The organism is Streptococcus caledonicus (genome assembly GCF_042656225.1).
Classification (GTDB): domain Bacteria; phylum Bacillota; class Bacilli; order Lactobacillales; family Streptococcaceae; genus Streptococcus; species Streptococcus caledonicus.
Map to the genome: position 1 here is coordinate 286,603 of NZ_JBHSOJ010000016.1, position 23,883 is coordinate 310,485.

The window sequence follows — 23,883 nt, forward strand, 5'->3', positions numbered from 1 at the left end:
TAAAATGAAGACAATATTAAACTTAATGAAGCAATTAACTGTTGTGAAAGGTCTTTTTACACTTGGTGTTGTTATGCTTTTGCTAGCAACCGCAGTCAGTCAATTATCACCCCTAGTTTTGCAACAAGTCATTGATAGTAGTTTAACAGTTCTTGACCAAGGTAAGGTTATCAACCAAGCGCTTTTTATGAAGTACATGAGTCTCTATACTGGTCTGACAGTGCTGTCGTTATTTCTTTACTATTTTGATCGATACATTTTTAGTCGCTGTGCCTTTTTAGTGACGGCTTACTTGCGTAATCAAGCTTTTGATAAAATGCAGCGGCTACCGATTTCTTATTTTGATGACAAGCCTGCTGGGAAAATCGCGACACGGATTGTCAATGATACCGAGACGCTACGCAATCAATTCTATAGCAATCTGTTGACCATGATTTTTCTTAATATCATTCGGATTATTGCCATTTACGTGATTTTAATTCGATTGGATGTGACAATCGGTCTTTACATGCTTATTTTAATTCCTCTTTTTTATGGGTTACAGGTGTTGTACGGGCGAGCAACTAATAAACCGATGAAGGACTTTTATGATGCCAGAAGTGAGGTCAATACCCAAGTCAACGAAACGATGAACGGAGCGAGTCTCATTCAACTTTACCACCAAGAAGAAAAGGTTTTGGAAGATTTTAACAAGACTTCTGGGAAAATGTTGGCGGCAGATAATCGCATGCATTTAATCAATTCAACCGCTTCTTGGACTTTGACAGAATTTGCCAAGTACATGGTGATTTCAGGTGTTCTAACAGTGGTTGGCTATCAATTTTTAGGTGGAAATCTAGGAGTCACCCCAGGTCGTCTCTTTGTCTATATCAACTATATCACGACCTTATTTGATTTGTTGGGAATGTTGGTAAGACAGCTACCAAACATCCATCGTTCACTTGAGACAGGACGCCGTGTCCTTGATTTATTGGAAGAACAAGAAGAAGCAGATGGTGACGCTCAGCTATTTGTTGAAGATGGTGATGTCGTCTTTGACCGTGTAACCTTTGCTTATGAGGAAGGAAAAGCGGTGCTTCGTGATATTGCCATTCATGTTAAGGCGGGTGAGACAGTTGCCTTGGTTGGACACACAGGCTCAGGAAAATCGTCTATCATGAATCTCCTCTATCGTTTTTATGACCCACAAGAGGGAAAGGTTCTGATTGACGGACAGGATATTCGTCATTTTTCACGTGAAAGTCTCAGGAGCTATATGGGGATTGTGTTGCAGGACCCGTACCTTTTCACAGGAACCATTGCTAGTAATGTGTCTATGGAAAATAAAGGGTTATCTGATGAAGCGATTTTAACCAGTCTTGAAAAGGTTGGAGCCAAAGACATGGTGGAGCGATTAGATAAAGGTATCCATGAACCAGTAGTTGAAAAAGGCTCCGCCTTCTCATCAGGAGAGCGTCAGTTGATTGCTTTTGCTAGAACTTTGATTACAGATCCTAAAATTTTAATCTTAGATGAAGCGACCTCGCACATTGATACCGAGACAGAAGAAATCATTCAGCGTGCCATGGATGTGGTGAAAGAAGGGCGGACAACCTTTATTATCGCCCACCGGCTTTCGACCATTCAAAATGCAGACCAAATTCTTGTCTTGGATGCAGGTCAGATTATTGAACGTGGAACACATGCAGAACTCTTGGCATTAGGTGGACGTTATGCCGAAATGCATAAAATCCAACAAAGAGTATCAGTTTAATCCATTTATTTTATAGAAGCAGATTCTATCGTTGGAATCTGCTTTTTTGGATTATGAAGTGATAACCATACTATGATAATACTGAATCCATTTCAAAATCTGAAAATAGGTACCTTACCTCATGTGATGTAAAACGATAAGAGTAGGCCTAGGGAATGTGTTACAAACAGTGCCGCTTTGGTAAAAAGACGATTGGCCCTATATAGCAGTCGTTGAGGGGATTTTCAAGATTTTAGGCTTGAAAATGAGCAATGGAACTCCGTTAGGAGGCCACTTGTGTCCCTGCCACATAAGTCTAATTGTCCCCAAAAATTGTAAATTAAGTTATCAAATTTTGATTTTTAATGAGTATCATTTGATTCATTGTTTTGATTCAAAGCGGAAAGTTTCTATTTATGGACAAATTTGCTATAATAGTCGCAGATATGAGAACAAACCTAAAAGAAAGGTCAATGTAACTAATGAAAAAAATTCTTATTGTTGATGATGAAAAACCAATTTCAGACATCATTAAATTTAATTTATCAAAGGAGGGGTATGAAGTTGTCACGGCTTTTGATGGACGAGAGGCCCTTACACAATTTGCAACGGAAGATCCTGATTTAATTATTTTGGACTTAATGTTGCCAGAGCTGGATGGACTTGAAGTAGCCAAAGAAGTGCGTAAAACAAGTCATATTCCTATTATCATGCTTTCTGCGAAGGATAGTGAGTTTGATAAAGTCATTGGTCTTGAAATTGGGGCGGATGATTATGTGACAAAGCCATTTTCAAATCGAGAACTTTTGGCACGTGTAAAAGCTCACCTACGTCGAACAGAAAATATTGAATTGGCAATTGCTGATGAAAATGCTTCGGAAAAATCGAGTCTCTTGAAAATTGGTGAGCTAGAAATTTTACCAGATGCCTATGTGGCACATAAGCGTGGTCAAGAACTGGAGTTAACTCACCGTGAGTTCGAATTATTATTTCACTTGGCAACTCATATTGGACAAGTTATGACACGAGAGCATCTTCTGGAGACCGTTTGGGGCTACGATTATTTTGGAGATGTGCGTACTGTTGACGTAACCGTACGACGTCTTCGTGAAAAAATAGAGGATATTCCTAGTCGTCCAGAGTACATTCTAACCCGTCGAGGTGTCGGCTATTATATGAAAGCATATGACTAATTTAACAGATAATTTTGGCATTTTTGAACGTTTCCTTTTATTACTTTTAGCAGTTGCTGCCATCTACCTTCTCTATGGCGCCTACCGTGATTATAGGCAATCCAAAGTTATTCGGAAGTTGACTGAGAACGTTTATGCACTGATTGACGGAGACTACTCAGATCTTTTAGAGGTTGAGGCTGATTCAGATTTAGAGGATTTAGCTAATAGTCTTAGTGATTTGTCAGAGGTGGTACGCCTAACACATGGTAATTTATCGCAAGAAAAAGATCGATTGACCAGTCTTTTAGCTTATATGACAGATGGGGTTATAGCGACAGATCGTGGTGGGAACGTTATTACAATCAATGAGACTGCCCAAAAGCAATTGAATTTGACCAAGGACCAAGCATTAAAAATGACTATTTTGGATATCCTTGGCAGTGATAATCCTTATTCTTACCATGATTTAGTTGCAAAAACACCTAATATTTTAGTGAATCGACGTGATGAGTTTGGTGAATTCATCACTTTACGTTTTCGCTTTGCCCTTAATCGTCGTGAGTCCGGTTTTATTTCAGGATTGGTTGTGGTATTGCATGACGTTACAGAACAAGAAAAAGAAGAGCGTGAACGTCGTCTTTTTGTATCAAATGTTAGTCACGAGTTGCGCACGCCATTAACTTCGGTAAAATCGTATTTAGAGGCTCTTGATGAAGGGGCTCTAAAAGATGATGTTGCTCCGCAATTTATCAAAGTATCCTTAGACGAGACTAATCGCATGATGCGTATGATTACCGACCTTCTTAACCTCTCTCGTATTGATAATGGAGCGGTGCAGTTAGAAGTAGAAATGACAAATTTTACAGCTTTTATGACGTCTATTTTGAATCGCTTTGATAAAGTTAAAAGTCAACACACAACATCTGATAAGAATTTTGAGATTGTTCGTGACTATCCCTTGACATCTGTTTGGATGGAAATTGATAATGATAAAATGACACAGGTCATTGAAAATATTTTAAATAATGCAATCAAGTATTCACCTGATGGTGGGCAGATTAAGGTGAGTATGAAAACCACGGATAGTCAGTTAATCGTTTCTATTACAGACCAAGGATTAGGAATTCCTAAAAAGGATTTGCCGATGATTTTTGACCGCTTTTATCGAGTTGATAAAGCCAGAAGTCGTGCACAAGGTGGAACAGGCTTAGGCCTATCAATTGCTAAAGAGATTGTGAAACAGCACCAAGGTTTCATTTGGGCTAAAAGTGAGGAAGGTAAGGGTTCAACCTTTACAATTGTTTTGCCTTATGACAAAGAAGTTCTAGAATTAGATGATTGGGAGGATTACGAAGACAATGCTGACGGAAAAGGGGTTTAAGTATAGTATCCTTGCTTCAGGCTCTAGCGGGAATTCCTTTTACTTAGAAACCCCAAAGAAACGTATTTTAGTTGATGCGGGTCTATCTGGTAAGAAAATTGTGAGTTTACTTGATGAAATTGATCGAAAACCAGAGGATTTAGATGCTATTTTGGTTACCCATGAGCACAAAGATCATATCCACGGTGTCGGTGTTTTAGCCCGTAAATACAATTTAGACGTTTATGCTAATAGTAAGACTTGGCAAGCTATGGACAAGATGCTAGGTAAACTGGATGTGAGTCAAAAACATATTTTTGAGACAGGAAAGGTGCTCACTTTTGACGATATAGATATCGAGAGTTTTGCGGTTAGTCATGATGCTGTAGCTCCGCAATTTTACCGTTTCATGAAAGATGATAAGAGTTTTGTCATGTTGACAGATACTGGCTATGTTTCTGATCGGATGTCAGGGATTATTGAAAATGCTGACGCCTATCTTATTGAAGCCAATCATGATATTGAAATTTTGAGAGCAGGCTCTTATCCTTGGTCAACAAAACAGCGCATCTTATCAGATTATGGGCATTTATCAAATGAAGCTGGAGCACAGGCTATGATTGATAGTTTGGGTAACAGAACGCAAAAAATTTATCTGGGACATTTATCTAAAGAAAATAATATCAAAGAATTAGCTCACCTGACTGTTAAAAACAATCTTGCACAGGCAGATATTGATGTTGAACGTACGGTTAAAATTTTAGAGACCTCTCCAGATACAGCAACTCCGTTGACTCAGATTTAGATTTTTTTACACGATATAACTAATTGAGGATTGGGCAGTTAAGATTCCATCCTCTTTTTATTAGAAAAAACGTAAAAACAAAACAACTTCTAGATAACTATTTTAGACTATTTTTGGTATAATTGTTAAGATATTAAATTAGTTGCCCTAGTTAGTTTGCTTTACCTAGTCTTTTAGCGACCTCTTTTTAAATCCTAGTTGAGGTCCAATGATTTAAAAAGTAATTCTAGAACATAACTGATCAACATGACTTCCTACCATAATTAGAGGGGATACGTTCAGAAAAGAATAGGCGTAACAAGTTAACTATAGCATGATGGATGACTCCAGTATTATCAAAAAAAGATGTATTAGAAAGGGAGAAAGTTGTCGGATTATTTATCGGTTACAAGTTTGACTAAGTATCTTAAAATGAAAATTGACCGTGACCCTTATTTAGAGCGTGTCTATCTGACAGGAGAGGTCTCAAACTTTCGCCGTCGTCCTAACCATCAGTATTTTTCACTCAAGGATGAGGGAGCAGTTATTCAAGCGACTATGTGGGGTGGCATTTACAAAAAACTTGGCTTTGACCTTGAAGAAGGCATGAAAGTCAATGTTATTGGTCGCATTGAGCTTTATCCGCCAAGCGGCTCTTACTCCATTATTATTGAAAAGGCAGAGCCTGATGGTGTTGGTGCTTTAGCTGTTCAATTTGAGCAACTCAAGAAAAAATTATCTGAAGCTGGCTATTTTGATGATCGCCATAAACAAGCTCTGCCACAATTTGTCAAAAAAATTGGTGTCATTACCAGTCCAAGTGGTGCTGTAATCCGAGATATCATTACGACAGTAAGCAGACGGTTCCCAGGTGTTGAGATTTTACTTTTTCCAACCAAGGTTCAAGGGGAGGGAAGTGCCTATGAAGTGGCAACAAATATTGCTAAGGCAAATGAACGAAGTGACCTTGACTTGCTGATTGTTGGTCGTGGTGGTGGCTCCATTGAAGATCTCTGGTCTTTCAATGAAGAGATAGTCGTTCAAGCGATTTTTGAGTCCAGATTGCCAGTGATATCTTCTGTGGGTCACGAGACTGATACGACTTTGGCAGACTTCGTCGCCGATCGCAGAGCAGCTACTCCAACAGCAGCAGCCGAGCTAGCAACCCCTGTAACAAAATCGGATATTGTATCATGGCTTGCAGAGCGACAAAATAGGGCTTATCAAGCGACACTACGGCGTATTCAATTTAATCAAGAGCGTGTGTTTAAACTTTCAAATTCTGTTATTTTTAGACAGCCAGAACGTCTTTACGATGGCTATGTGCAGAAATTGGATAAATTAACGACGAGATTAGTCACAAAAACTGAAAATCAATTGAGCCAAGCTCAGCAGAAATCAGCTTTGATAAACCAGCGTTTATTGGCGGTGGACTTGAAAGGTAGACTCACCACTTATTATGAGCGCTTGGCTGTTCAGGAACGACTTCTTAAGTCTCACATGACCAACCAGTACGATAGCAAGTTATCTCGATTTGAAAAGGCACAAGATGCGCTTTTGTCACTGGATACCAATAGAATTATTGCGCGTGGCTATGCTATGGTCCAAAAAAATAACCAGATTGTCGCCAGTACCCAAAACGTTGATAAAGGCGACAAACTTAGTGTTTTCATGAAAGATGGGAAGCTAGAAGTTGAGGTTGTTAATATTGTCTAAGATTCATTTAGAAAGATATGATATCAATAGTCATGGAGACTTATCGGATTATCAGCTTTGTGATACGACCTTTACAGCTCATCCAAGAGAGGCAATTGAAGATTGTTTCATGGAGTCGTCACGTCAACCTGTTATCGTGCTTAATGAAAATCAGATTGTGGGTTATTTTACCTTGCATTTTGAGGGTGGTCCGGAAACTTACGGATATGACAGCGCTAAGCGAGTGCTTTTAAGAGCCTTGTCCATTGATGATAGATACCGTCGTAAGGGTTACAGCAGTCAAGCCATGTTACTGATTTTTGATTTTATTGAAGACGTTTTAGGTAAGGTGTGTGATAGTCTTATTTTAGCTGTCAATGTGGCTAATATACCAGCTCAAGCGATGTATGAGAAGTTAGGATTTAAACGATTGCGGGAAGATTTTCCAGGTCGCTTTGGAAACTTAATCATTATGGAAAAAGATAATGATTAAGGATTTCGATAGAATTATTAGAAAGGAAATGTCAGTTTAGTCATCTAAACTGAACATGGGTAAGTTTCTCAATGATGAAATACCATATGTGCTTAATGCGATGTGTTATGGATTTCATTTTTGTTGACAATACCCGAGATTGTAAATAATGCCAAGCAAGAAAAAAACATTTGAAGAAAATTTACAAGAATTAGAAGCTATTGTGGCCAAGCTAGAAAATGGTGATGTCGCCTTGGAAGAGGCTATCGCCGAGTTTCAAAAAGGAATGGTCTTGTCAAAGGATTTACAACAGACGCTTGCTCAGGCTGAAAAAACCTTGGTCAAGGTCATGCAGGCTGATGGCTCAGAAAAGGAATTTGATGCCTAATGGATAAGTTGCATGAGATCGATCAAGCTATTCGTCGTTACTATTACAGTCAAAAGACAATTTCGGCTGATTTAATAGAGAGTATTCTTTATTCGGTGACTGCTGGGGGTAAACGTATTCGTCCAATGATTCTACTAGATATTTTAGAGGGATTTGGACTTGAGTTAACCAATAGTCATTTCGATGTGGCAGCGGCACTAGAGATGATTCACACAGGCTCGTTGATTCATGATGACTTACCGGCGATGGATAATGACGATTACCGTCGAGGTAGACTAACTAATCATAAAAAGTTTAATGAAGCCACAGCTATCTTGGCAGGTGATTCTCTCTTTTTGGATCCTTTTGGTCTCGTTGCAAAGACCGATCTATCATCTGATATCAAAATAAAGGTCATTTCAGAGCTATCTTTTAGCGCAGGAACATATGGCATGGTTGGTGGACAGATGCTAGACATTAATGGGGAAGAAGCGGAGCTAACGTTGAAAGAGATCCAAAAGGTTCATGCTAATAAGACTGGTAAACTGCTTACCTTTCCTTTCGTGGCTGCAGGAATTATAGCAGAGCAATCAGAGGCTACTGTTTCTGACTTACGAGTTGCTGGTGAGCTTATTGGTTTGGCTTTTCAAGTACGTGATGATATTTTAGATGTGACTGCAACTTTTGAAGAACTTGGTAAAACGCCTCAAAAAGATTTGATTGCAGAAAAATCAACTTATCCATCACTTTTAGGTTTGAAACAATCTCATCAGGTGTTGAATGATTCTCTGGATAAAGCGACAGCTATTTTTCAAAAACTTCAAGAAGAACAGGGATTCAAGTCACATAAAATCGTGGAAGTTATAGAAAGGTTGCGTTTAAATGGCTAAAGAACGTGTGGATGTACTGGCGTATAAACAAGGTCTTTTTGAAACGAGAGAACAGGCTAAAAGAGGTGTTATGGCAGGCCTTGTCATTAATGTCATTAATGGCGAACGTTACGATAAGCCAGGTGAAAAAATTGATGATGGTATAGAGCTAAAACTCAAAGGAGAAAAACTAAAATACGTTAGTAGAGGTGGTTTAAAACTCGAAAAAGCTTTAGAAGTTTTTGACATTTCAGTTGAAAATTTAACGACTATTGATATCGGCGCGTCAACTGGAGGATTTACAGATGTCATGCTTCAAAGTGGTGCTAAGCTGGTTTATGCAGTTGATGTTGGAACCAACCAACTGGCTTGGAAGTTGCGTAATGATGATAGAGTACGTTCAATGGAGCAGTACAATTTTCGTTACGCTGAGCTAGCGGACTTTACAGAAGGTCAACCAAGTTTTGCTTCAATAGATGTTAGTTTTATTTCACTGAATTTGATTTTGCCAGCTCTTCATAAGGTATTGGCAGATGGTGGTCAAGTTGTTGCTCTTATCAAACCTCAGTTTGAAGCAGGGCGTGATCAAATTGGAAAAAATGGTATCGTCAAAGATCAAGCGATACATAAAAAAGTGTTAGAAACCGTGACACAGTTTGCTGTGAATTATGGATTTACAGCTAAGAAGCTAGATTTTTCACCGATTCAGGGTGGTCATGGTAATATTGAATTTTTAATACATTTAGAAAAAGCGGCGGTTGCTGATAATTTAGTTAGCTCTGCCATTACTCAAATCATTGAAAAAGCACATAAGGAATTTGAAAAAAATGAAGAAAAATGAACGTTTAGAATTAATTAAAAAAATTATATTGTCTCATGAAGTTGAAACTCAAAATGAATTGTTAGATTATTTGAAAAAAGAAGGATTGACGCCAACCCAGGCAACTATTTCTCGTGACATGAATGAAATTGGTATAGTTAAGGTTCCTTCAAAATCAGGTCGCTATATCTACGGATTATCTAAAAATAAATCGGCAATTATCGTACCACAACCGTTGAATATTTCTTCGATTATTGTAGGAATCTCACGCTTAAAAAATATGTTACATATCGATGTTATTCCAGGGAACAGTCGCTTTTTGAAGCGTCATATCGTGAGTGAGTTCTCAGATCAAATTTTTAGTTTAATTGCAGATGATGACAGCTTGCTTCTCGTAGCTCCGACAGAGGCTACTGCAGAAGCTTTATTATCACGGATTAATCGTTGGACATAACAAACAGGAGTGGCTATGCTATTAGAAATTGCCATTAAAAATTTTGCCATTATTGAAGAGATTTCTCTTAATTTTGACACAGGAATGACGGTCTTGACGGGAGAAACTGGAGCAGGGAAGTCTATCATTATTGATGCGATGAATCTGATGTTGGGTGCGCGTGCTAATACTGATATTATTCGCTACGGAGCTCCTAAGGCTGAGATTGAAGGATTATTTTCTGTTGAAAAAAATGCTGTGCTGACACAAATTTTGGAAGATAATGGCATTGAAGTGACTGATGAACTTATTATTCGTCGTGAGATTTTGCAAAATGGTCGGAGCGTTAGTCGTATCAATGGTTCAATGGTTAATTTAACAACGCTGAAAGCGGTTGGGCAACATTTGGTGGATATTCATGGTCAACACGATCAAGAAGAATTGATGAGACCTGCCCTTCATGGTCGGCTCTTAGATGCTTTTGGAGAAGATGAGTTTGTTGCTTTGAAAAAATCGTATCAGGAAACCTTTGACCATTATCGAATACTTCGTAAAGCTGTTGCTACCAAACAAAAAAATGAACAAGAACACAAGGCTCGAATTGAAATGTTAGAATTTCAATTAGCTGAGCTAGAGGCTGCAAATCTCGTTTCAGGTGAAGAGGTATCCCTTAATCAAGAACGTGATAAATTACTTAACCATAAAAATATTGCAGATACTTTGACAAATGCTTTTGTTATGCTAGACAATGACGATTTTTCAAGTCTATCTAATGTGCGTTCAGCAATGAATGACTTAATGAGTTTGGAAGAATTTGATTTAGAATACAAAGAACTTTCTACCAGTCTTTCTGAAGCGTACTATGTCATGGAAGAAGTGACTAAGCGCTTAGGTGGAATTATTGATGATTTAGATTTTGATGGTAATCGTTTGCAAGTCATAGAGCAACGTTTAGATGTTATTTATAGTATTACTAGAAAATACGGTGGTTCAGTTGATGATGTTCTTGACTATTTTGCCAATATCAGTTCGGAGTACAATCATTTAACAGGACAGGGGCAGTCGTCGGATGATATGGAACGTGACCTTAAAACGTTAGAAAAAAAATTGGTGCAAAAAGCGACTGAATTAAGTCAAACTCGTCATCAAATAGCAGTCGTTTTACAAGATGAAATCAAATCTGAGCTGAAAGACCTTTATATGGACAAAGCAGAATTTCAGGTTAAATTTACCAAAAGTAAATTTAACCGCGAAGGAAATGAGACGGTAGAATTTTATATTTCAACAAATCCAGGTGAAGGCTTTAAACCATTGGTTAAAGTGGCTTCTGGTGGTGAATTATCTCGCCTCATGTTAGCAATTAAATCAGCCTTTTCGCGTAGAGAAGATAAGACTAGTATTGTTTTTGATGAAGTGGATACCGGAGTGTCAGGTCGTGTGGCGCAAGCTATTGCCCAAAAAATTCATAAAATTGGCCGACATGGTCAAGTTCTGGCTATTTCACATTTACCACAAGTTATTGCTATTGCCGATTATCAGTTCTTTATTGAAAAGCAGAGCGATACGACTAAAACAGTTTCAACTGTACGACTTCTTAGCACCGAGGAACGTGTGGAAGAAATCGCTAAAATGTTAGCAGGTAGCGATGTTACAGATGCCGCTCGAAGTCAAGCTAGAGAATTGCTAAAAAATGATCAATAAAAGAGAGTGAATGAATAAATGCATCCATACCTTTCTTACCATTTTTGAAAGCAATTTTGCTATAATAAGGACATTAAATTAAAAAAGGATAACGTGTACGATTGATGAGAATAATCGGTGCACGTTTTTGGTATCACATACTATGATTAAAATTTTAACAGATTCTTCTGTAACCATTGAGCCCGAACTTGTCGAAGAACTTGGCATTACGGTTGTTCCCTTGTCAGTTATGGTTGATGGAATCTTGTATTCTGATGCTGAACTCAAAGACGTTGGTAAGTTTCGCCGTTTGATGCAGATTAGTAAAAATCTTCCGAAAACAAGCCAACCTTCAGTGGGGCTTTTTTCAGAAACCTATGATAATTTGGTGAAAAGCGGAGCAGAGCATATTATTGCCATCCATTTGACACATGCTTTATCAGGCACTATGGAAGCCTCTCGCCAAGGAGCCGTTATTTCAGAAGCACCTGTCACGATTATTGACTCCACATTCACAGATCAAGCGATGAAGTTTCAAGTTGTAGAAGCTGCTAGATTAGCTAAATCAGGTGCTGATTTAGAAACGATTTTAGCTCGAATTGAAGAAATTCGAACTAAATCAGAGCTCTTTATTGGTGTTTCAACGTTGGAAAATCTAGTTAAAGGTGGCCGTATTGGTCGTGTTACGGGCATGCTTAGTTCGTTATTAAATATAAAAGTTGTTATGGAACTTAGAAACCATGAACTAACGCCAATTTCTAAAGGGAGGGGGACGAAAACCTTTAGCAAATGGTTAGATAGTTGGAAATTACAAATCGGAAATCGTAAGATTGCAGAGATTGGTATTTCATATTCCGGGACGATGGAACTTGCAAATACTTTAAAAAGTAGCCTTCTTGAAGTGGTTGAAGAGTCAAAAATTTCAGTATTAGAGACAGGTTCTATTATCCAGACACATACTGGAGAAGGGGCATTTGCAGTGATGGTGCGTTATGAATAAACGACGGTTTTTGTTGGGAGTTATAGGATTTCTAATGGCTTATATCTTTTTCTTGGCTCTCTTTAACCTGATCGTTCCAAAATCAGATAGTAGGTTAACCAAAAAAGATTTTTTATCTCAAAAAGTTCAAACCTTTTCTTATGTTGCAGTTGGTGATTCACTTACTGAAGGGATAGGTGATACAACAGGTCAGGGAGGTTTTATTCCCTTGCTTGGAAATAACCTTAATGCTACTTATGGTTATGAGATTGATAGTCATAATTATGGGGTTGCAGGAAATACGAGTAACCAGATTTTAAATCGTATGAAAGACGATAAAGACATTAAAGAAAGTTTGGAAAAAGCTGACTTAATGACCTTGACAGTTGGCGGTAATGATGTCATGGCTGTCATTCGAAAAAATTTAGCTGATTTAGATGTAGATACTTTTAAAAAACCATCTAAAGATTATCAAAAACGTCTGAGAGAGATTATTGAATTAGCTAGAGAAAATAATAAAAATCTTCCAATCTATATTTTAGGTATTTATAATCCGTTTTATCTCAATTTTCCTGAGGTAACTGAAATGCAAACTGTTGTGGAGAATTGGAATAAGGCAACTCAAAAAGTTACCAATGAATACCGAAATGTTTATTTTGTACCTATTAATGATCTACTTTATAAGGGGATTAATGGGGAAGAAGGGATTGTCCAAACATCTGGAAAACAAACAACTGTTATCAATGATGCACTTTTTGCTGATGATCTTTTTCATCCCAATAATACCGGTTATCAACTGATGGCTGAAGCCGTGACGGAGGAAATACGTGACACAAAGAAAAAATGGAAATAAGAGACGCATCAACGGTTGGAAATGGGCATTTATTTTGCTTCTATCAGCACAGTTTGCACTATTCTCAGTCATTGCAAGTCGCTTGATTGAAGTTCGTGAACCGATAACGGAGTCTGTTTCGACTAAGTCTAAAGATAAAAGTATTAGTATCGGAACAATCACGACAACTAAAGAACAACTAAATACAACATTGGCTTCATATTTATCAGATTTAAAGGCTAAAAACCTTACCTTTGAATTTTATGCTAGTTCAACAACTATGCTTTTTGAAGGATCCTATACGTTTTTAGGATATGAAGTTCCGTTATATATTTATTTCGAGCCTTATGTTTCTGAAAAAGGAGCAGTGCAACTCAAATTAACTTCTTTTTCAGCAGGTACTCTTTCGTTGCCAGAAGGGGAAGTGCTAAAATATTTGAAAAAAGCCTATAAATTTCCTGAATTAGTGACCGTAGATACTGAGAATTCTCTTATTACAATTGATGTGACTAAAATCAAGAATTCTCAAAATATTTATGTCAAGGCGAAAAAAATAGATTTGAAAAATGACGTTATTACTTTCGAGATTTACAAGAAAAATAGAAAATAACTGTCTCAAAACTTGAAAAGAGCTTACAAATATGCTATAATTAACGATTGTAAGGGTTATCAACGGATGACTCAGAAATTCAAAAACTACAAAGGAGAAACCACATGGCTTCTAAAGAATTCCACATTGTTGCAGAAACAGGTATCCACGCACGTCCAGCGACTTTGCTTGTTCAAACAGCTAGCAAATTTGCATCAGACATCACTTTGGATTACAAAGGTAAATCAGTAAACCTTAAATCTATCATGGGTGTTATGTCTCTTGGTGTTGGTCAAGGTGCAGACGTAACTATCTCTGCTGAAGGTGCGGACGAAGCGGATGCACTTGCAGCAATTGAAGAAACAATGACTAAAGAAGGATTGGCTTAAGATGATGACAGAAATGCTTAAAGGAATCGCAGCATCTGATGGTGTTGCTGTTGCTAAAGCATATCTACTGGTTCAACCAGACTTGTCATTTGAGACAATCACAGTTGAAGATACAACTGCGGAAGAAGCTCGTCTAGATGCTGCTCTAGCAGCGTCACAAGACGAGCTTTCTGTTATCCGTGAAAAAGCAGTAGGTACGCTCGGTGAAGAGGCAGCAGCAGTTTTTGATGCTCACCTCATGGTATTGGCTGACCCAGAGATGATTAGCCAAATTAAAGAAACAATTCGTGCAAAACAAACCAATGCAGAAACTGGTTTGAAAGAAGTGACTGATATGTTTATCACGATCTTTGAAGGCATGGAAGACAACCCATACATGCAAGAGCGTGCAGCTGATATCCGTGATGTAGCAAAACGTGTTCTTGCACATCTTCTTGGTGTAAAACTTCCAAATCCAGCAACTATCGATGAAGAATCAATTGTCATTGCACATGACTTGACTCCATCTGATACTGCTCAATTGGATAAGAAATTTGTAAAAGCCTTTGTGACAAACATTGGTGGACGTACAAGTCACTCTGCAATCATGGCACGTACGCTTGAAATTGCAGCAGTACTTGGAACTAACAATATTACTGAAATTGTAAAAGATGGTGATGTTCTAGCAGTTAACGGTATTACTGGTGAAGTTGTTATCAACCCATCAGATGACATTATCGCAGAATTTAAAGCAGCTGGTGAAGCGTATGCTAAACAAAAAGCTGAGTGGGCGCTTCTTAAAGATGCTCAAACAGTTACAGCTGACGGTAAGCATTTTGAATTAGCAGCAAACATTGGTACACCAAAAGATGTTGAGGGAGTTAATGATAACGGTGCTGAGGCCGTAGGTCTTTACCGTACAGAATTCCTTTACATGGATTCACAAGACTTCCCAACAGAAGATGAACAGTATGAAGCATATAAGGCTGTTCTTGAAGGTATGAATGGTAAACCTGTCGTTGTCCGTACAATGGATATCGGTGGTGATAAAGAACTTCCATACTTTGACATGCCACACGAAATGAATCCATTCCTTGGTTTCCGTGCGCTTCGTATTTCTATCTCTGAGACTGGTGATGCGATGTTCCGTACACAGATTCGTGCTCTTCTTCGTGCCTCAGTTCATGGTCAACTTCGTATCATGTTCCCAATGGTTGCATTACTCACTGAGTTCCGTGCAGCGAAGAAAGTCTTCGATGAAGAAAAAGCAAACTTGTTGGCGGAAGGTGTAGCTGTTGCGGATGATATCCAAGTAGGTATCATGATTGAAATCCCAGCAGCAGCGATGCTTGCTGACCAATTTGCAAAAGAGGTTGACTTCTTCTCAATTGGTACAAACGACCTTATCCAGTACACAATGGCTGCTGACCGTATGAACGAACAAGTATCATACCTCTATCAACCATATAACCCATCAATACTTCGTTTGATTAACAATGTGATCAAAGCAGCACACGCTGAAGGTAAATGGGCTGGGATGTGTGGTGAGATGGCTGGTGACCAACAGGCTGTTCCGCTTCTTGTCGGAATGGGACTTGATGAGTTCTCTATGTCAGCAACATCAGTTCTTCGTACACGTAGCTTGATGAAGAAACTTGACACTGCTAAGATGCAAGAGTACGCAAATCGTGCCCTTACTGAATGCTCAACAGCAGAAGAAGTTCTTGAACTTGCTAAAGAGTATGTCGATTTTGATTAATTGAACAAGGAAAACTAGTTATTTTAAAAATGACTAGTTTTTTTATTCTGATTTTAGTCAAAATATTTGACCAAATCATTTAGGAGTGCTATACTGATTATCAAATAGTAAAATGATTTGACTATTTAGGAGATAAGGATGAAAGCAGTTGTGGTTAATTGCCCCGGAGGTTCCGAGGTGTTAGAAGTTGTGGAGAGACCGATCCCTCAGGTGAGAGAAGGGTGGTCTTTGATTCAAGTCAAAGGGTTTGGGGTCAATCGTTCTGAGATTTTTACGCGGCAAGGGCATTCACCTCGGGTAACTTTTCCGAGAGTGCTTGGTATTGAATGTGTCGGTGTAATTGTAGAGACGACTGATGAGGACCGATTGCGCCTTTGGGACAGAAAGTGCTGTCCACGATGGGCGAGATGGGACGTGCTTTTGATGGGAGTTATGCGGAATATGTTCTTTTACCGAATGAACAGATTTTTCCGATTGAAACGGCCTTGGATTGGACCTCATTTGCTGCGGTTCCTGAGACCTTTTACACAGCCTATGGTTCTATGTTACAGTTACAGTTGACCTCAAATGACACTGTGCTGGTTCGTGGTGCAGCTTCCGGAGTAGGAATCAGTTTTACCAAGTTGGTTAAAGCAGCTTACCCTAATCTTAACGTCTATGGCTCGGTACGACATCTCGTCAAAGAAGCGCAGCTTTTAGCCGTAGGCTATGATGGGGTTATTCTGGAGACCGATGGGACATTAGAGACTGAGAAAACCTTTACTAAGATTCTGGAATTGGTCGGTCCTAGCGTGATTAAGGATTCCATTAGCCACCTAGCCAATTCAGGGATTATTTGTTGCACAGGGCTTCTAGGAGGACAGTGGTTTTTAGAATCCTTTGACCCGACGTTTGATTTGGCAAATAATGGGTATTTAACCACCTTTTATTCTGGGAATGTGTCGAGGGAGCAATGGCAGAGCTTATTTGACTTTCTTGAGACCTATCAGGTTGATGTTAGCCCAGAAAAATGTTATAGGATTGAGGAGATTAGAAAAGCCCACGACTACTTGGAGAGTTCGCAGGCTTTTGGGAAAGTGGTGATTGTAAATGAAGGATGACCTAGTTTTGAATGCTTATGTGCGTTCTATGGATGAACAATACAGCTTGTATGAGTGGTTTGCGAGGCAGTATGGCTTGCAGTGGAAGTCAATGCAGATTTTGTTTTGGGTGAAAAACTACCCTGCTATGACCGGACGGTATGTGACACAAAAAGTCTTGACACAAAAAACATACTCTTCTAAGCAGGTGGTGAATGCTACCATTAAATCTTGGAAGACTAAAGGATTTGTTGAATTGGTGGAAAATCCAGATGATAAGCGACACAAATGGATTCGTCTGACGGAGGAAGGTGAGGTTTTTGCGACAACCATTTACCAAAAGTTAACGCAGATGGAAACACAAGCGACAGCGACCTTGACGACTGATGAGCAGGACCTGCTAGCGCGCTTAACCCTCAAATATAATGCAGCTTTTAAACGAGAAATGGAGACGGTATATGATAACCTTTGAAGAGGTGACCAAAATCTTTGAAACCAAGACGGTTCTCAACAAACAATCGTTTGAGATTTCGGATGGTGAATTTTTAGTCTTGGTAGGACCATCGGGTTCTGGAAAGACAACCTTATTAAAATTGCTGAATCGCTTAGTTGACCTGACAGAAGGTCGCATCATGATTGATGGGCAAGCTCAGAATCAGTTAGATTTGCGTGCCTTGCGGCTTTCAATGGGATATGTCTTGCAACAAATTGCCCTATTTCCTAATTTAACCGTGGCTGAGAATATTGCGGTCATTCCCAAGATGAAAGGCTGGTCCAAAGAGAAGATTGCTAAACGAACTGCTGAGTTACTGGACAAGGTGGGATTACCTGCTGAGCAGTATCTTCATCGTTATCCAAATGCTCTATCTGGAGGAGAGCAACAGCGGATTGGCATTTTACGTGCGATTATCCACGAACCCAAATATTTGTTAATGGATGAACCTTTTTCTGCTCTCGATCCAATTAGTCGTGAGCAACTTCAGGGTTTGACCAAGGAACTTCATCAAGAGTTTGGTATGACGACTATTTTTGTCACCCATGATGTGAGGGAGGCCCTGCTTTTGGCGGACCGTATCGCGGTACTTAATCAAGGAGAAATCGTTCAGTTAGCCAGTCCAAAAACGATTTTGGAAGAACCTACAGATGATTTTGTGGTTGACTTGTTTGGAGGTGTGGCTCATGACTGATTTGGTAACGACTTTTCAGAATCGCTTTGGAGATTGGACAACGGCACTCGTCGAGCATTTGCAGATTTCTCTGCTGTCCCTTTTGTTGGCCATTATCTGTGCTGTACCGCTAGCCATCTTTTTCTCCAAAAATAAACGCTTAGCGGAGCTGGCTCTTCAAGTCACGGGTATTTTTCAGACCATCCCCTCTTTGGCATTGCTAGGATTATTTATTCCATTTATGGGGATTGGTACCTTACCAGCAGTCGTGGCGCTTGTTATTTACGCTCTTTTTCCCATCATGCAGAGTAGCATCACAGCGCTTGATAGCATTGACCCTAGCCTAATTGAGGCGGGGACGGCTTTCGGTATGAACCGCTGGGAACGCTTGAAAACCTTTATCATTCCGATTAGTATGCCCATCATTATGGCAGGTATCCGTACCTCTGCGGTGATGATTATCGGGACCGCAACTCTAGCAGCTCTCATAGGGGCAGGGGGGCTTGGTAGCTTTATCATGCTAGGCATTGACCGTAACAATAGCTCGCTCATTTTGATTGGTGCGCTATCTTCTGCTGTTTTAGCCGTTCTCATTAACTGGTTGCTGAAGGTTTTGGAAAAGGCAAAGCAGAGAACTATTTTAGTAACCGTCAGTCTGATGTTAGTTGGACTTTTAGGCTCCTATGCGCCAGCTATTCTTAAAACGAGTGGCATGGCAAGTGAACGTCTTGTGATTGCAGGAAAGCTCGGTGCTGAGCCTGAAATTCTCATCAATATGTATCAGGAGCTGATTGAACAGGAGACGGACATGACGGTTGAGTTGAAGCCATCCTTTGGAAAAACGAGTTTCCTTTATGAAGCCTTAAAAGCTGGTCAAATTGATATTTACCCTGAGTTTACAGGAACTGTAACAGGCTCGCTCTTAACCGATCCACCTCAGGTATCAACAGATCCTGAACAGGTTTACGAAGTGGCGCGTGAAGGTATTTTAGCTCAGGACAACTTAGTCATGTTAAAACCAATGGCTTATCAAAATACTTACGCCCTTGCTGTAACGCGCGCTTTTGCTGATGAACATGGTTTGAAAACCATCTCAGATTTAACTAAGGTGCAAGATCAGCTGGTGGCAGGTTTCTCTTTAGAATTTAAGGACCGTGCGGATGGTTATCTTGGCATACAAAAGCTTTATGGGCTTGATTTTACAGTGAATACGATGGAACCGAGCCTACGTTACCAAGCTATTCAGACTGGAGATGTCAATCTCATTGATGCTTACTCGACAGACAGTCAACTCAAACAATATGACTTAGTGGTCTTAGAAGATGATAGACAGCTTTTCCCACCTTATCAGGGAGCTCCGCTATTGTCCCAAAAACTTCTCAACAAACACCCAGAATTGGAGAAGATGCTTAATCAACTGGCAGGAAAAATTACAGCTGAGGAAATGTCAGCCATGAACTATCAAGTTGATGTCGAAGGTAAGTCAGCCAAAGATGTCGCACATGATTACTTGGTCGGCGAAGAACTTGTGAAAGAATAGGAGATAAGACGATGACAACTTATAAAGACTTACTCATTGATGATCTTATCCGTGCTTACAAGCGTTTTGAGCGTGCTTTTGAAGGGGTGACAGTCGAGCAGGCAAACGCCTTTCCAGCAGCGAATATGGCACCGCAAATAAAATCCATGACTTGGTTACTTTGGCACACCGCTATGGTTTTGGATGTGCAGATTGCTGAATTAGCAGGAACTGACTGGCTTTATCACCGAGGCTGGCAAGAAAAATTGCCAGAAAACAAAACGCAAAAGCCAAGCTGGCTTCACACTTTAGAAGAAGCCCAGTCCATCACAGTTGATAGCTTTGATAATCTCTTTGATTACTTTGCTGCTGCGCGTGATCAAGCTGTTGCTTATATTAATAGCTTGACTGAAGATAGTCTTTCTGATATTGTTGATGAGTCTTGGACGCCTGCGGTGACTCGTGGGGTTCGTCTGGTTTCAACACTGGATGACATTACCATGCATTCTGGGCAAGTCTTTTATGCGAGACGTTTACTTGGGTTGACAGATTAGGAGTGACAAATGATTGCATTAACAGGAGTAACAGGAAAACTAGGCGGACAATTGGCGCGTGACTTGTCAGAGACAGGGATAGAGGCTAGATTACTAGCTCGCCGGCCAGAGGCAGTGGAAAAGCTCCCACACACAAGCATTTATGAAGCGTATTATGACCAGAGTCAGGTGACGGTGGAGGCGCTCACTGGTGTCGATATTCTTTTTATGGTTTCTGGGCGAGAATCAGAGCATCGCGTGGCTGAACACAAGGCCTTCATTGATGCTGCTAAGCTAGCAGGTGTTCGCCATATTATCTATACTAGCTTTTTTAACGCTGCTTTAGACAGCACGTTCACGCTCGCTCGTGACCATGCCGCAACGGAAGATTATATCAAAGAAAATGGGTTTACCTATACCTTTATTCGGGATAATTTCTACATGGATTTCTTTGTGGAGTTGGCGCGTGAGTACGGGGAGATTAAGGGGCCTGCGGGTAGCGGAAAGGTATCGGCTGTGGTTCGAGACGATGTGGCAAGCGTTGCGCTAGCTATTTTACAAAATCCTGAACATTATGACAATCAGGTTTTGGACATGACTGGACCAGAAGCGTTGACTTTAGGCGACATAGCAGAACGAATTGGAAAAGTCTGGGGAAAACCGATTACTTACATCGAAGAAACGGTTGACGAAGCCTACGCCTCTCGAAAAGCCTGGCCAGCAGAGCAATGGGAGTACGACAGCTGGGTATCAACTTATACAGCCATTGCCAATGATGAGCTATCTGTTGTCTCAACTGATATTGAGCGTATCTTGGGACGTCCGGCAACCCGTTTAGAAACGCTTTTAGCCAAATTATCAGAAGAGAATTAACGAATAGGATACAGAAATGATTAACCGTTTCTGTATTTTTGGTATAATGAATGATGTAAGCGTTAACGAATTTCTTAGAGAAAGAGGTAAATATGTTATCGGAATACGTTTTATTGTGTGCTCCTTACCGATTTGAGGATAATTTTTTGATGAAGCTTAGTCAGCGTCGTATCGAAAAAGAGCTTTATAGTGCGATTATGTCAGGTGTTACGGTAGTGACTCGTCCTATGATTAAATTAGGGCTAAGGAATAATTTTGACATTGTGGATAAAGACAGTCTACTTAGAGAAGTCACAAACTTGCAGGAAGGAAAGTATCAGAATTTCTCTGATGTTGAGGCGGTTATTGCGAATGTGGAAGATACTCACATACAGTCTCTTTATCAGAAATTGTTTGACATGACAAAAGGCAGAGGGGTTCAAGGATTTGACGATTGCCGAATCATTGATACGTTGACAAAGGCTTACACTGGAAAATTGCTTACAGAGACGGAATTTCAAGAGCTGTTTGACCAACAGACAGAACGAATTCAGGCAAGCTACGATAGCTGGGAGCAGTATTTGGCGTCATGTGTTCTTGGGAAATTGGTCCAAGTAGCTCAGCCATCTTTCACGGTGACAACTCAGGAAGAATTTGTGATGGCGATTTATGGTTACTGTATTGCCCCAATGAATGTGTTTGCGCAGTCAACATTTTGGCCAGACCATCAATTGGAGAAGTTAGGACTACTCTTAGCAGAGCTTTTGGGTATGGACTACCATCAGGACCGTGCAGAGGTGCAAGCTCAGCAGGTAGATACTTCCAGCTATGACCATGTTGAGCTGCTTTCAGAGGAACTCGTTGAAAAAATGTCAAAACTGAATTTTATGCCATCCGATTTGGATTTAGACCGTTATGATTACCTTACTCAGTTGGCCGAAACTGTTTTGTGGCAACCGATTGTGGACAGTGGTCTGGAGTGGCTTTTTAAGTTGAAAAAGGGGGAGCAGGATTCCCTTCTGATGCCGAAAGAATTTACCGGCCTACAGGCAGCGCAATTGTATTGGGTCTGCTATGAAGACTATAAAGACCTTTATGATAAGAATATCTTTGGTATGATTAATGGAACCGTAGGCCTCAAGGTTTTGTTGACTGAAAAAGAAGTGTATCGTATTGATAAAAAATTCTTGTTTAAAAAGGTGACCGTGCCAATTCCGTGGAAAGAGGTCAGATTGGTAGCAACAGTTGACCTTGATTTTGGGGTGACGATGACCTTGAACGGTAAGAAAGTGTTTGACACCCTAAAGGCACCAGACTATACGCTGATCGGCATGACCGAGGAAGAACTCAACCAGATGGATAATAAGGTACGCAAGGCTTTAGAAACAGAACTCTCTCAGCAATTAACAGAAGTGCTCGCGGGGATTCCAACACGACTTTTTGAATTTACAGGTAAAAAGTAATGGAATGGGAAAAGTCCATTATTTGAAAAGAGAACACTAGATGTTTTGATACTTTATTAAACATAAATAAGAGAAAACTAATGGTAGAAAGCTTTATAAATCGGCAATAGTGAGCTATAATACAGATCGAGTTTATCACAAATATCATATTTTTGTCTTATTAAATCATAATGTTAAGCAATAGTAGAGCTTTTTGATATAATAAAAACATGGTATTATCAAAGAAACGTGCGAGGCATGTCCTCGAAGAAATTATTGCCCTTTTCCCTGATGCTGAACCAAGCCTTGATTTTAAAAATCATTTTGAGTTAGTCATTGCTGTACTCTTATCAGCTCAGACGACAGATAAGGCTGTCAATCAGGTAACGCCTGCTCTGTTTGAAGCTTTTCCGACGCCAGAGGAAATGGCAGTAGCTTCTGAAAGTGATCTTGCTCAGTACATTTCGCGCTTAGGACTCTATCGTAATAAGGCGAAGTTTATGAAAAAATGTGCTCAGCAACTTGTTAATGATTTTGGTGGTGTGGTTCCGCAAACACGTCAAGAATTGGAAAGTCTAGCAGGAGTAGGACGCAAGACTGCCAACGTGGTTATGTCGGTTGGTTTTGGTATCCCTGCTTTTGCGGTTGATACTCACGTCGAACGTATTTGCAAACATCATGATATTGTCAAAAAATCAGCGACGCCTCGTGAGGTCGAAGATTATGTGTGCTCTATTTTACCTCCTGAAAAATGGTTGGCTGCGCACCAAGCAATGATTTACTTTGGGCGTGCCATTTGTCATCCCAAAAATCCAGAATGTCACGAATATCCACAACTTTATAACTTTCCCAAATAAATAAAAGAGGTTAAGATATCTGATATACTCCCCTTATAGTGGACAGTGAAAAAAATAAAAATTCACTAGAAACTAAAAGGGGAGTTTTCGTATGTCAAAAAGAAGTCCAAAATCAGTAGAAGAAAAACTAGAGATTGTAAACTTGTATTTAGAAAAAGGGAAATCCATTTCAAGCTTAATAAGGGAATATGGCGTTAGTGATACCACCATTAGAACTTGGGTTCGTAAATACCAACAGCTAGGTATAGCAGGACTAAGAGAAAGTAAAACTTGGACGAGGTACTAAAAAGAAATCAAAGAACAAGCCGTACAAGATTATCTTAATGGAACAGGGTCAACGTATACTATTTGTGACAGGTATCAACTATCCTCTAGAAGTGTTCTCGAAACGTGGCTAAAACAAACGGTATACTAGTGGTAAAGAAATCAAACCAACTAGTAAAGGATTAAGTCGTATGAAACAGGGACGTAAAACCACTTTTGAAGAACGTGTGGAGATTGTCAACTTCACCATTACTCAT

23 protein-coding genes and 2 pseudogenes are annotated in these 23,883 nt (G+C 39.7%); all 25 read left to right on the plus strand.

The genetic code is table 11. The features are described from left to right. Nucleotides 1–4: 4 nt before the first annotated feature. Nucleotides 5–1,753: an ABC transporter ATP-binding protein gene (locus ACFPQ3_RS05275; protein WP_156805396.1), complete on the plus strand. Its 1,749-nt coding sequence runs from the start codon at nucleotides 5–7 to the stop codon at nucleotides 1,751–1,753. A 461-nt stretch (nucleotides 1,754–2,214) separates the two neighbouring features. Then, nucleotides 2,215–2,925: a response regulator YycF gene (gene yycF / locus ACFPQ3_RS05280; protein WP_156805395.1), complete on the plus strand. Its 711-nt coding sequence runs from the start codon at nucleotides 2,215–2,217 to the stop codon at nucleotides 2,923–2,925. Then, nucleotides 2,918–4,288, plus strand: coding sequence for a cell wall metabolism sensor histidine kinase VicK (gene vicK, locus ACFPQ3_RS05285; RefSeq protein ID WP_156805394.1), 1,371 nt, complete (start codon nucleotides 2,918–2,920; stop codon nucleotides 4,286–4,288). Before yycF ends, vicK begins: the two co-directional genes overlap by 8 nt. Beyond that, complete coding sequence (locus ACFPQ3_RS05290) at nucleotides 4,269–5,072, plus strand: MBL fold metallo-hydrolase (RefSeq protein ID WP_156805522.1); 804 nt, start codon at nucleotides 4,269–4,271, stop codon at nucleotides 5,070–5,072. The genes vicK and ACFPQ3_RS05290 overlap by 20 nt, the downstream gene beginning before the upstream one ends. Nucleotides 5,073–5,438: 366 nt before the next feature. Continuing rightward, nucleotides 5,439–6,767 carry an exodeoxyribonuclease VII large subunit gene (gene xseA, locus ACFPQ3_RS05295; protein WP_156805393.1) on the plus strand — a complete coding sequence of 443 codons (1,329 nt, stop codon included), beginning with the start codon at nucleotides 5,439–5,441 and terminating at the stop codon, nucleotides 6,765–6,767. After that, complete coding sequence (locus ACFPQ3_RS05300) at nucleotides 6,760–7,239, plus strand: GNAT family N-acetyltransferase (RefSeq protein WP_156805392.1); 480 nt, start codon at nucleotides 6,760–6,762, stop codon at nucleotides 7,237–7,239. The genes xseA and ACFPQ3_RS05300 overlap by 8 nt, the downstream gene beginning before the upstream one ends. Nucleotides 7,240–7,387: 148 nt before the next feature. After that, on the plus strand, nucleotides 7,388–7,606 hold the full coding sequence (locus ACFPQ3_RS05305) for an exodeoxyribonuclease VII small subunit (RefSeq protein ID WP_121834413.1): 219 nt from the start codon (nucleotides 7,388–7,390) through the stop codon (nucleotides 7,604–7,606). Next, nucleotides 7,606–8,475, plus strand: a complete 870-nt coding sequence (locus tag ACFPQ3_RS05310; protein WP_156805391.1) for a polyprenyl synthetase family protein — start codon at nucleotides 7,606–7,608, stop codon at nucleotides 8,473–8,475. The genes ACFPQ3_RS05305 and ACFPQ3_RS05310 overlap by 1 nt, the downstream gene beginning before the upstream one ends. Further along, entirely contained in the window at nucleotides 8,468–9,295 is an 828-nt protein-coding gene (locus ACFPQ3_RS05315) for a TlyA family RNA methyltransferase (RefSeq protein WP_156805390.1), read from the plus strand. Before ACFPQ3_RS05310 ends, ACFPQ3_RS05315 begins: the two co-directional genes overlap by 8 nt. Then, nucleotides 9,282–9,728: an arginine repressor gene (locus ACFPQ3_RS05320; RefSeq protein ID WP_156805389.1), complete on the plus strand. Its 447-nt coding sequence runs from the start codon at nucleotides 9,282–9,284 to the stop codon at nucleotides 9,726–9,728. The genes ACFPQ3_RS05315 and ACFPQ3_RS05320 overlap by 14 nt, the downstream gene beginning before the upstream one ends. Before the next feature lie 15 nt (nucleotides 9,729–9,743). After that, on the plus strand, nucleotides 9,744–11,408 hold the full coding sequence (gene recN / locus ACFPQ3_RS05325) for a DNA repair protein RecN (RefSeq protein WP_156805388.1): 1,665 nt from the start codon (nucleotides 9,744–9,746) through the stop codon (nucleotides 11,406–11,408). 142 nt (nucleotides 11,409–11,550) lie between these two features. After that, a complete protein-coding gene (locus ACFPQ3_RS05330; RefSeq protein WP_156805387.1) occupies nucleotides 11,551–12,387 on the plus strand; it encodes a DegV family protein in 837 nt (278 codons plus the stop codon). Next, nucleotides 12,380–13,219 carry an SGNH/GDSL hydrolase family protein gene (locus tag ACFPQ3_RS05335; RefSeq protein WP_156805386.1) on the plus strand — a complete coding sequence of 280 codons (840 nt, stop codon included), beginning with the start codon at nucleotides 12,380–12,382 and terminating at the stop codon, nucleotides 13,217–13,219. Before ACFPQ3_RS05330 ends, ACFPQ3_RS05335 begins: the two co-directional genes overlap by 8 nt. Further along, on the plus strand, nucleotides 13,194–13,808 hold the full coding sequence (locus tag ACFPQ3_RS05340) for a YpmS family protein (RefSeq protein ID WP_156805385.1): 615 nt from the start codon (nucleotides 13,194–13,196) through the stop codon (nucleotides 13,806–13,808). The genes ACFPQ3_RS05335 and ACFPQ3_RS05340 overlap by 26 nt, the downstream gene beginning before the upstream one ends. 104 nt (nucleotides 13,809–13,912) lie before the next feature. Next, nucleotides 13,913–14,176: a phosphocarrier protein HPr gene (locus tag ACFPQ3_RS05345; RefSeq protein ID WP_156805384.1), complete on the plus strand. Its 264-nt coding sequence runs from the start codon at nucleotides 13,913–13,915 to the stop codon at nucleotides 14,174–14,176. Nucleotides 14,177–14,180: 4 nt separating this feature from the next. Continuing rightward, nucleotides 14,181–15,914 carry a phosphoenolpyruvate--protein phosphotransferase gene (gene ptsP / locus ACFPQ3_RS05350; RefSeq protein ID WP_156805521.1) on the plus strand — a complete coding sequence of 578 codons (1,734 nt, stop codon included), beginning with the start codon at nucleotides 14,181–14,183 and terminating at the stop codon, nucleotides 15,912–15,914. Between the two features lie 138 nt (nucleotides 15,915–16,052). Further along, nucleotides 16,053–17,014, plus strand: a pseudogene (locus tag ACFPQ3_RS05355) (alcohol dehydrogenase catalytic domain-containing protein). Continuing rightward, on the plus strand, nucleotides 17,004–17,465 hold the full coding sequence (locus ACFPQ3_RS05360) for a MarR family winged helix-turn-helix transcriptional regulator (protein ID WP_156805383.1): 462 nt from the start codon (nucleotides 17,004–17,006) through the stop codon (nucleotides 17,463–17,465). The pseudogene ACFPQ3_RS05355 and the gene ACFPQ3_RS05360 overlap by 11 nt, the downstream one beginning before the upstream one ends. Further along, nucleotides 17,452–18,180 carry an ATP-binding cassette domain-containing protein gene (locus ACFPQ3_RS05365; RefSeq protein WP_156805382.1) on the plus strand — a complete coding sequence of 243 codons (729 nt, stop codon included), beginning with the start codon at nucleotides 17,452–17,454 and terminating at the stop codon, nucleotides 18,178–18,180. The genes ACFPQ3_RS05360 and ACFPQ3_RS05365 overlap by 14 nt, the downstream gene beginning before the upstream one ends. After that, on the plus strand, nucleotides 18,173–19,699 hold the full coding sequence (locus tag ACFPQ3_RS05370) for an ABC transporter permease/substrate-binding protein (protein WP_156805381.1): 1,527 nt from the start codon (nucleotides 18,173–18,175) through the stop codon (nucleotides 19,697–19,699). Before ACFPQ3_RS05365 ends, ACFPQ3_RS05370 begins: the two co-directional genes overlap by 8 nt. An 11-nt stretch (nucleotides 19,700–19,710) precedes the next feature. Next, complete coding sequence (locus tag ACFPQ3_RS05375) at nucleotides 19,711–20,232, plus strand: DinB family protein (RefSeq protein ID WP_156805380.1); 522 nt, start codon at nucleotides 19,711–19,713, stop codon at nucleotides 20,230–20,232. A 9-nt stretch (nucleotides 20,233–20,241) separates the two neighbouring features. Further along, nucleotides 20,242–21,084, plus strand: coding sequence for an SDR family oxidoreductase (locus ACFPQ3_RS05380; protein ID WP_156805379.1), 843 nt, complete (start codon nucleotides 20,242–20,244; stop codon nucleotides 21,082–21,084). A 92-nt stretch (nucleotides 21,085–21,176) separates the two neighbouring features. Next, nucleotides 21,177–22,526, plus strand: coding sequence for a DUF1266 domain-containing protein (locus ACFPQ3_RS05385; RefSeq protein ID WP_156805378.1), 1,350 nt, complete (start codon nucleotides 21,177–21,179; stop codon nucleotides 22,524–22,526). Between the two features lie 209 nt (nucleotides 22,527–22,735). Continuing rightward, entirely contained in the window at nucleotides 22,736–23,362 is a 627-nt protein-coding gene (nth, locus tag ACFPQ3_RS05390; protein WP_156805377.1) for an endonuclease III, read from the plus strand. 91 nt (nucleotides 23,363–23,453) lie between these two features. Continuing rightward, nucleotides 23,454–23,883 (plus strand): annotated as a pseudogene (locus tag ACFPQ3_RS05395) (transposase); the annotation flags it as partial.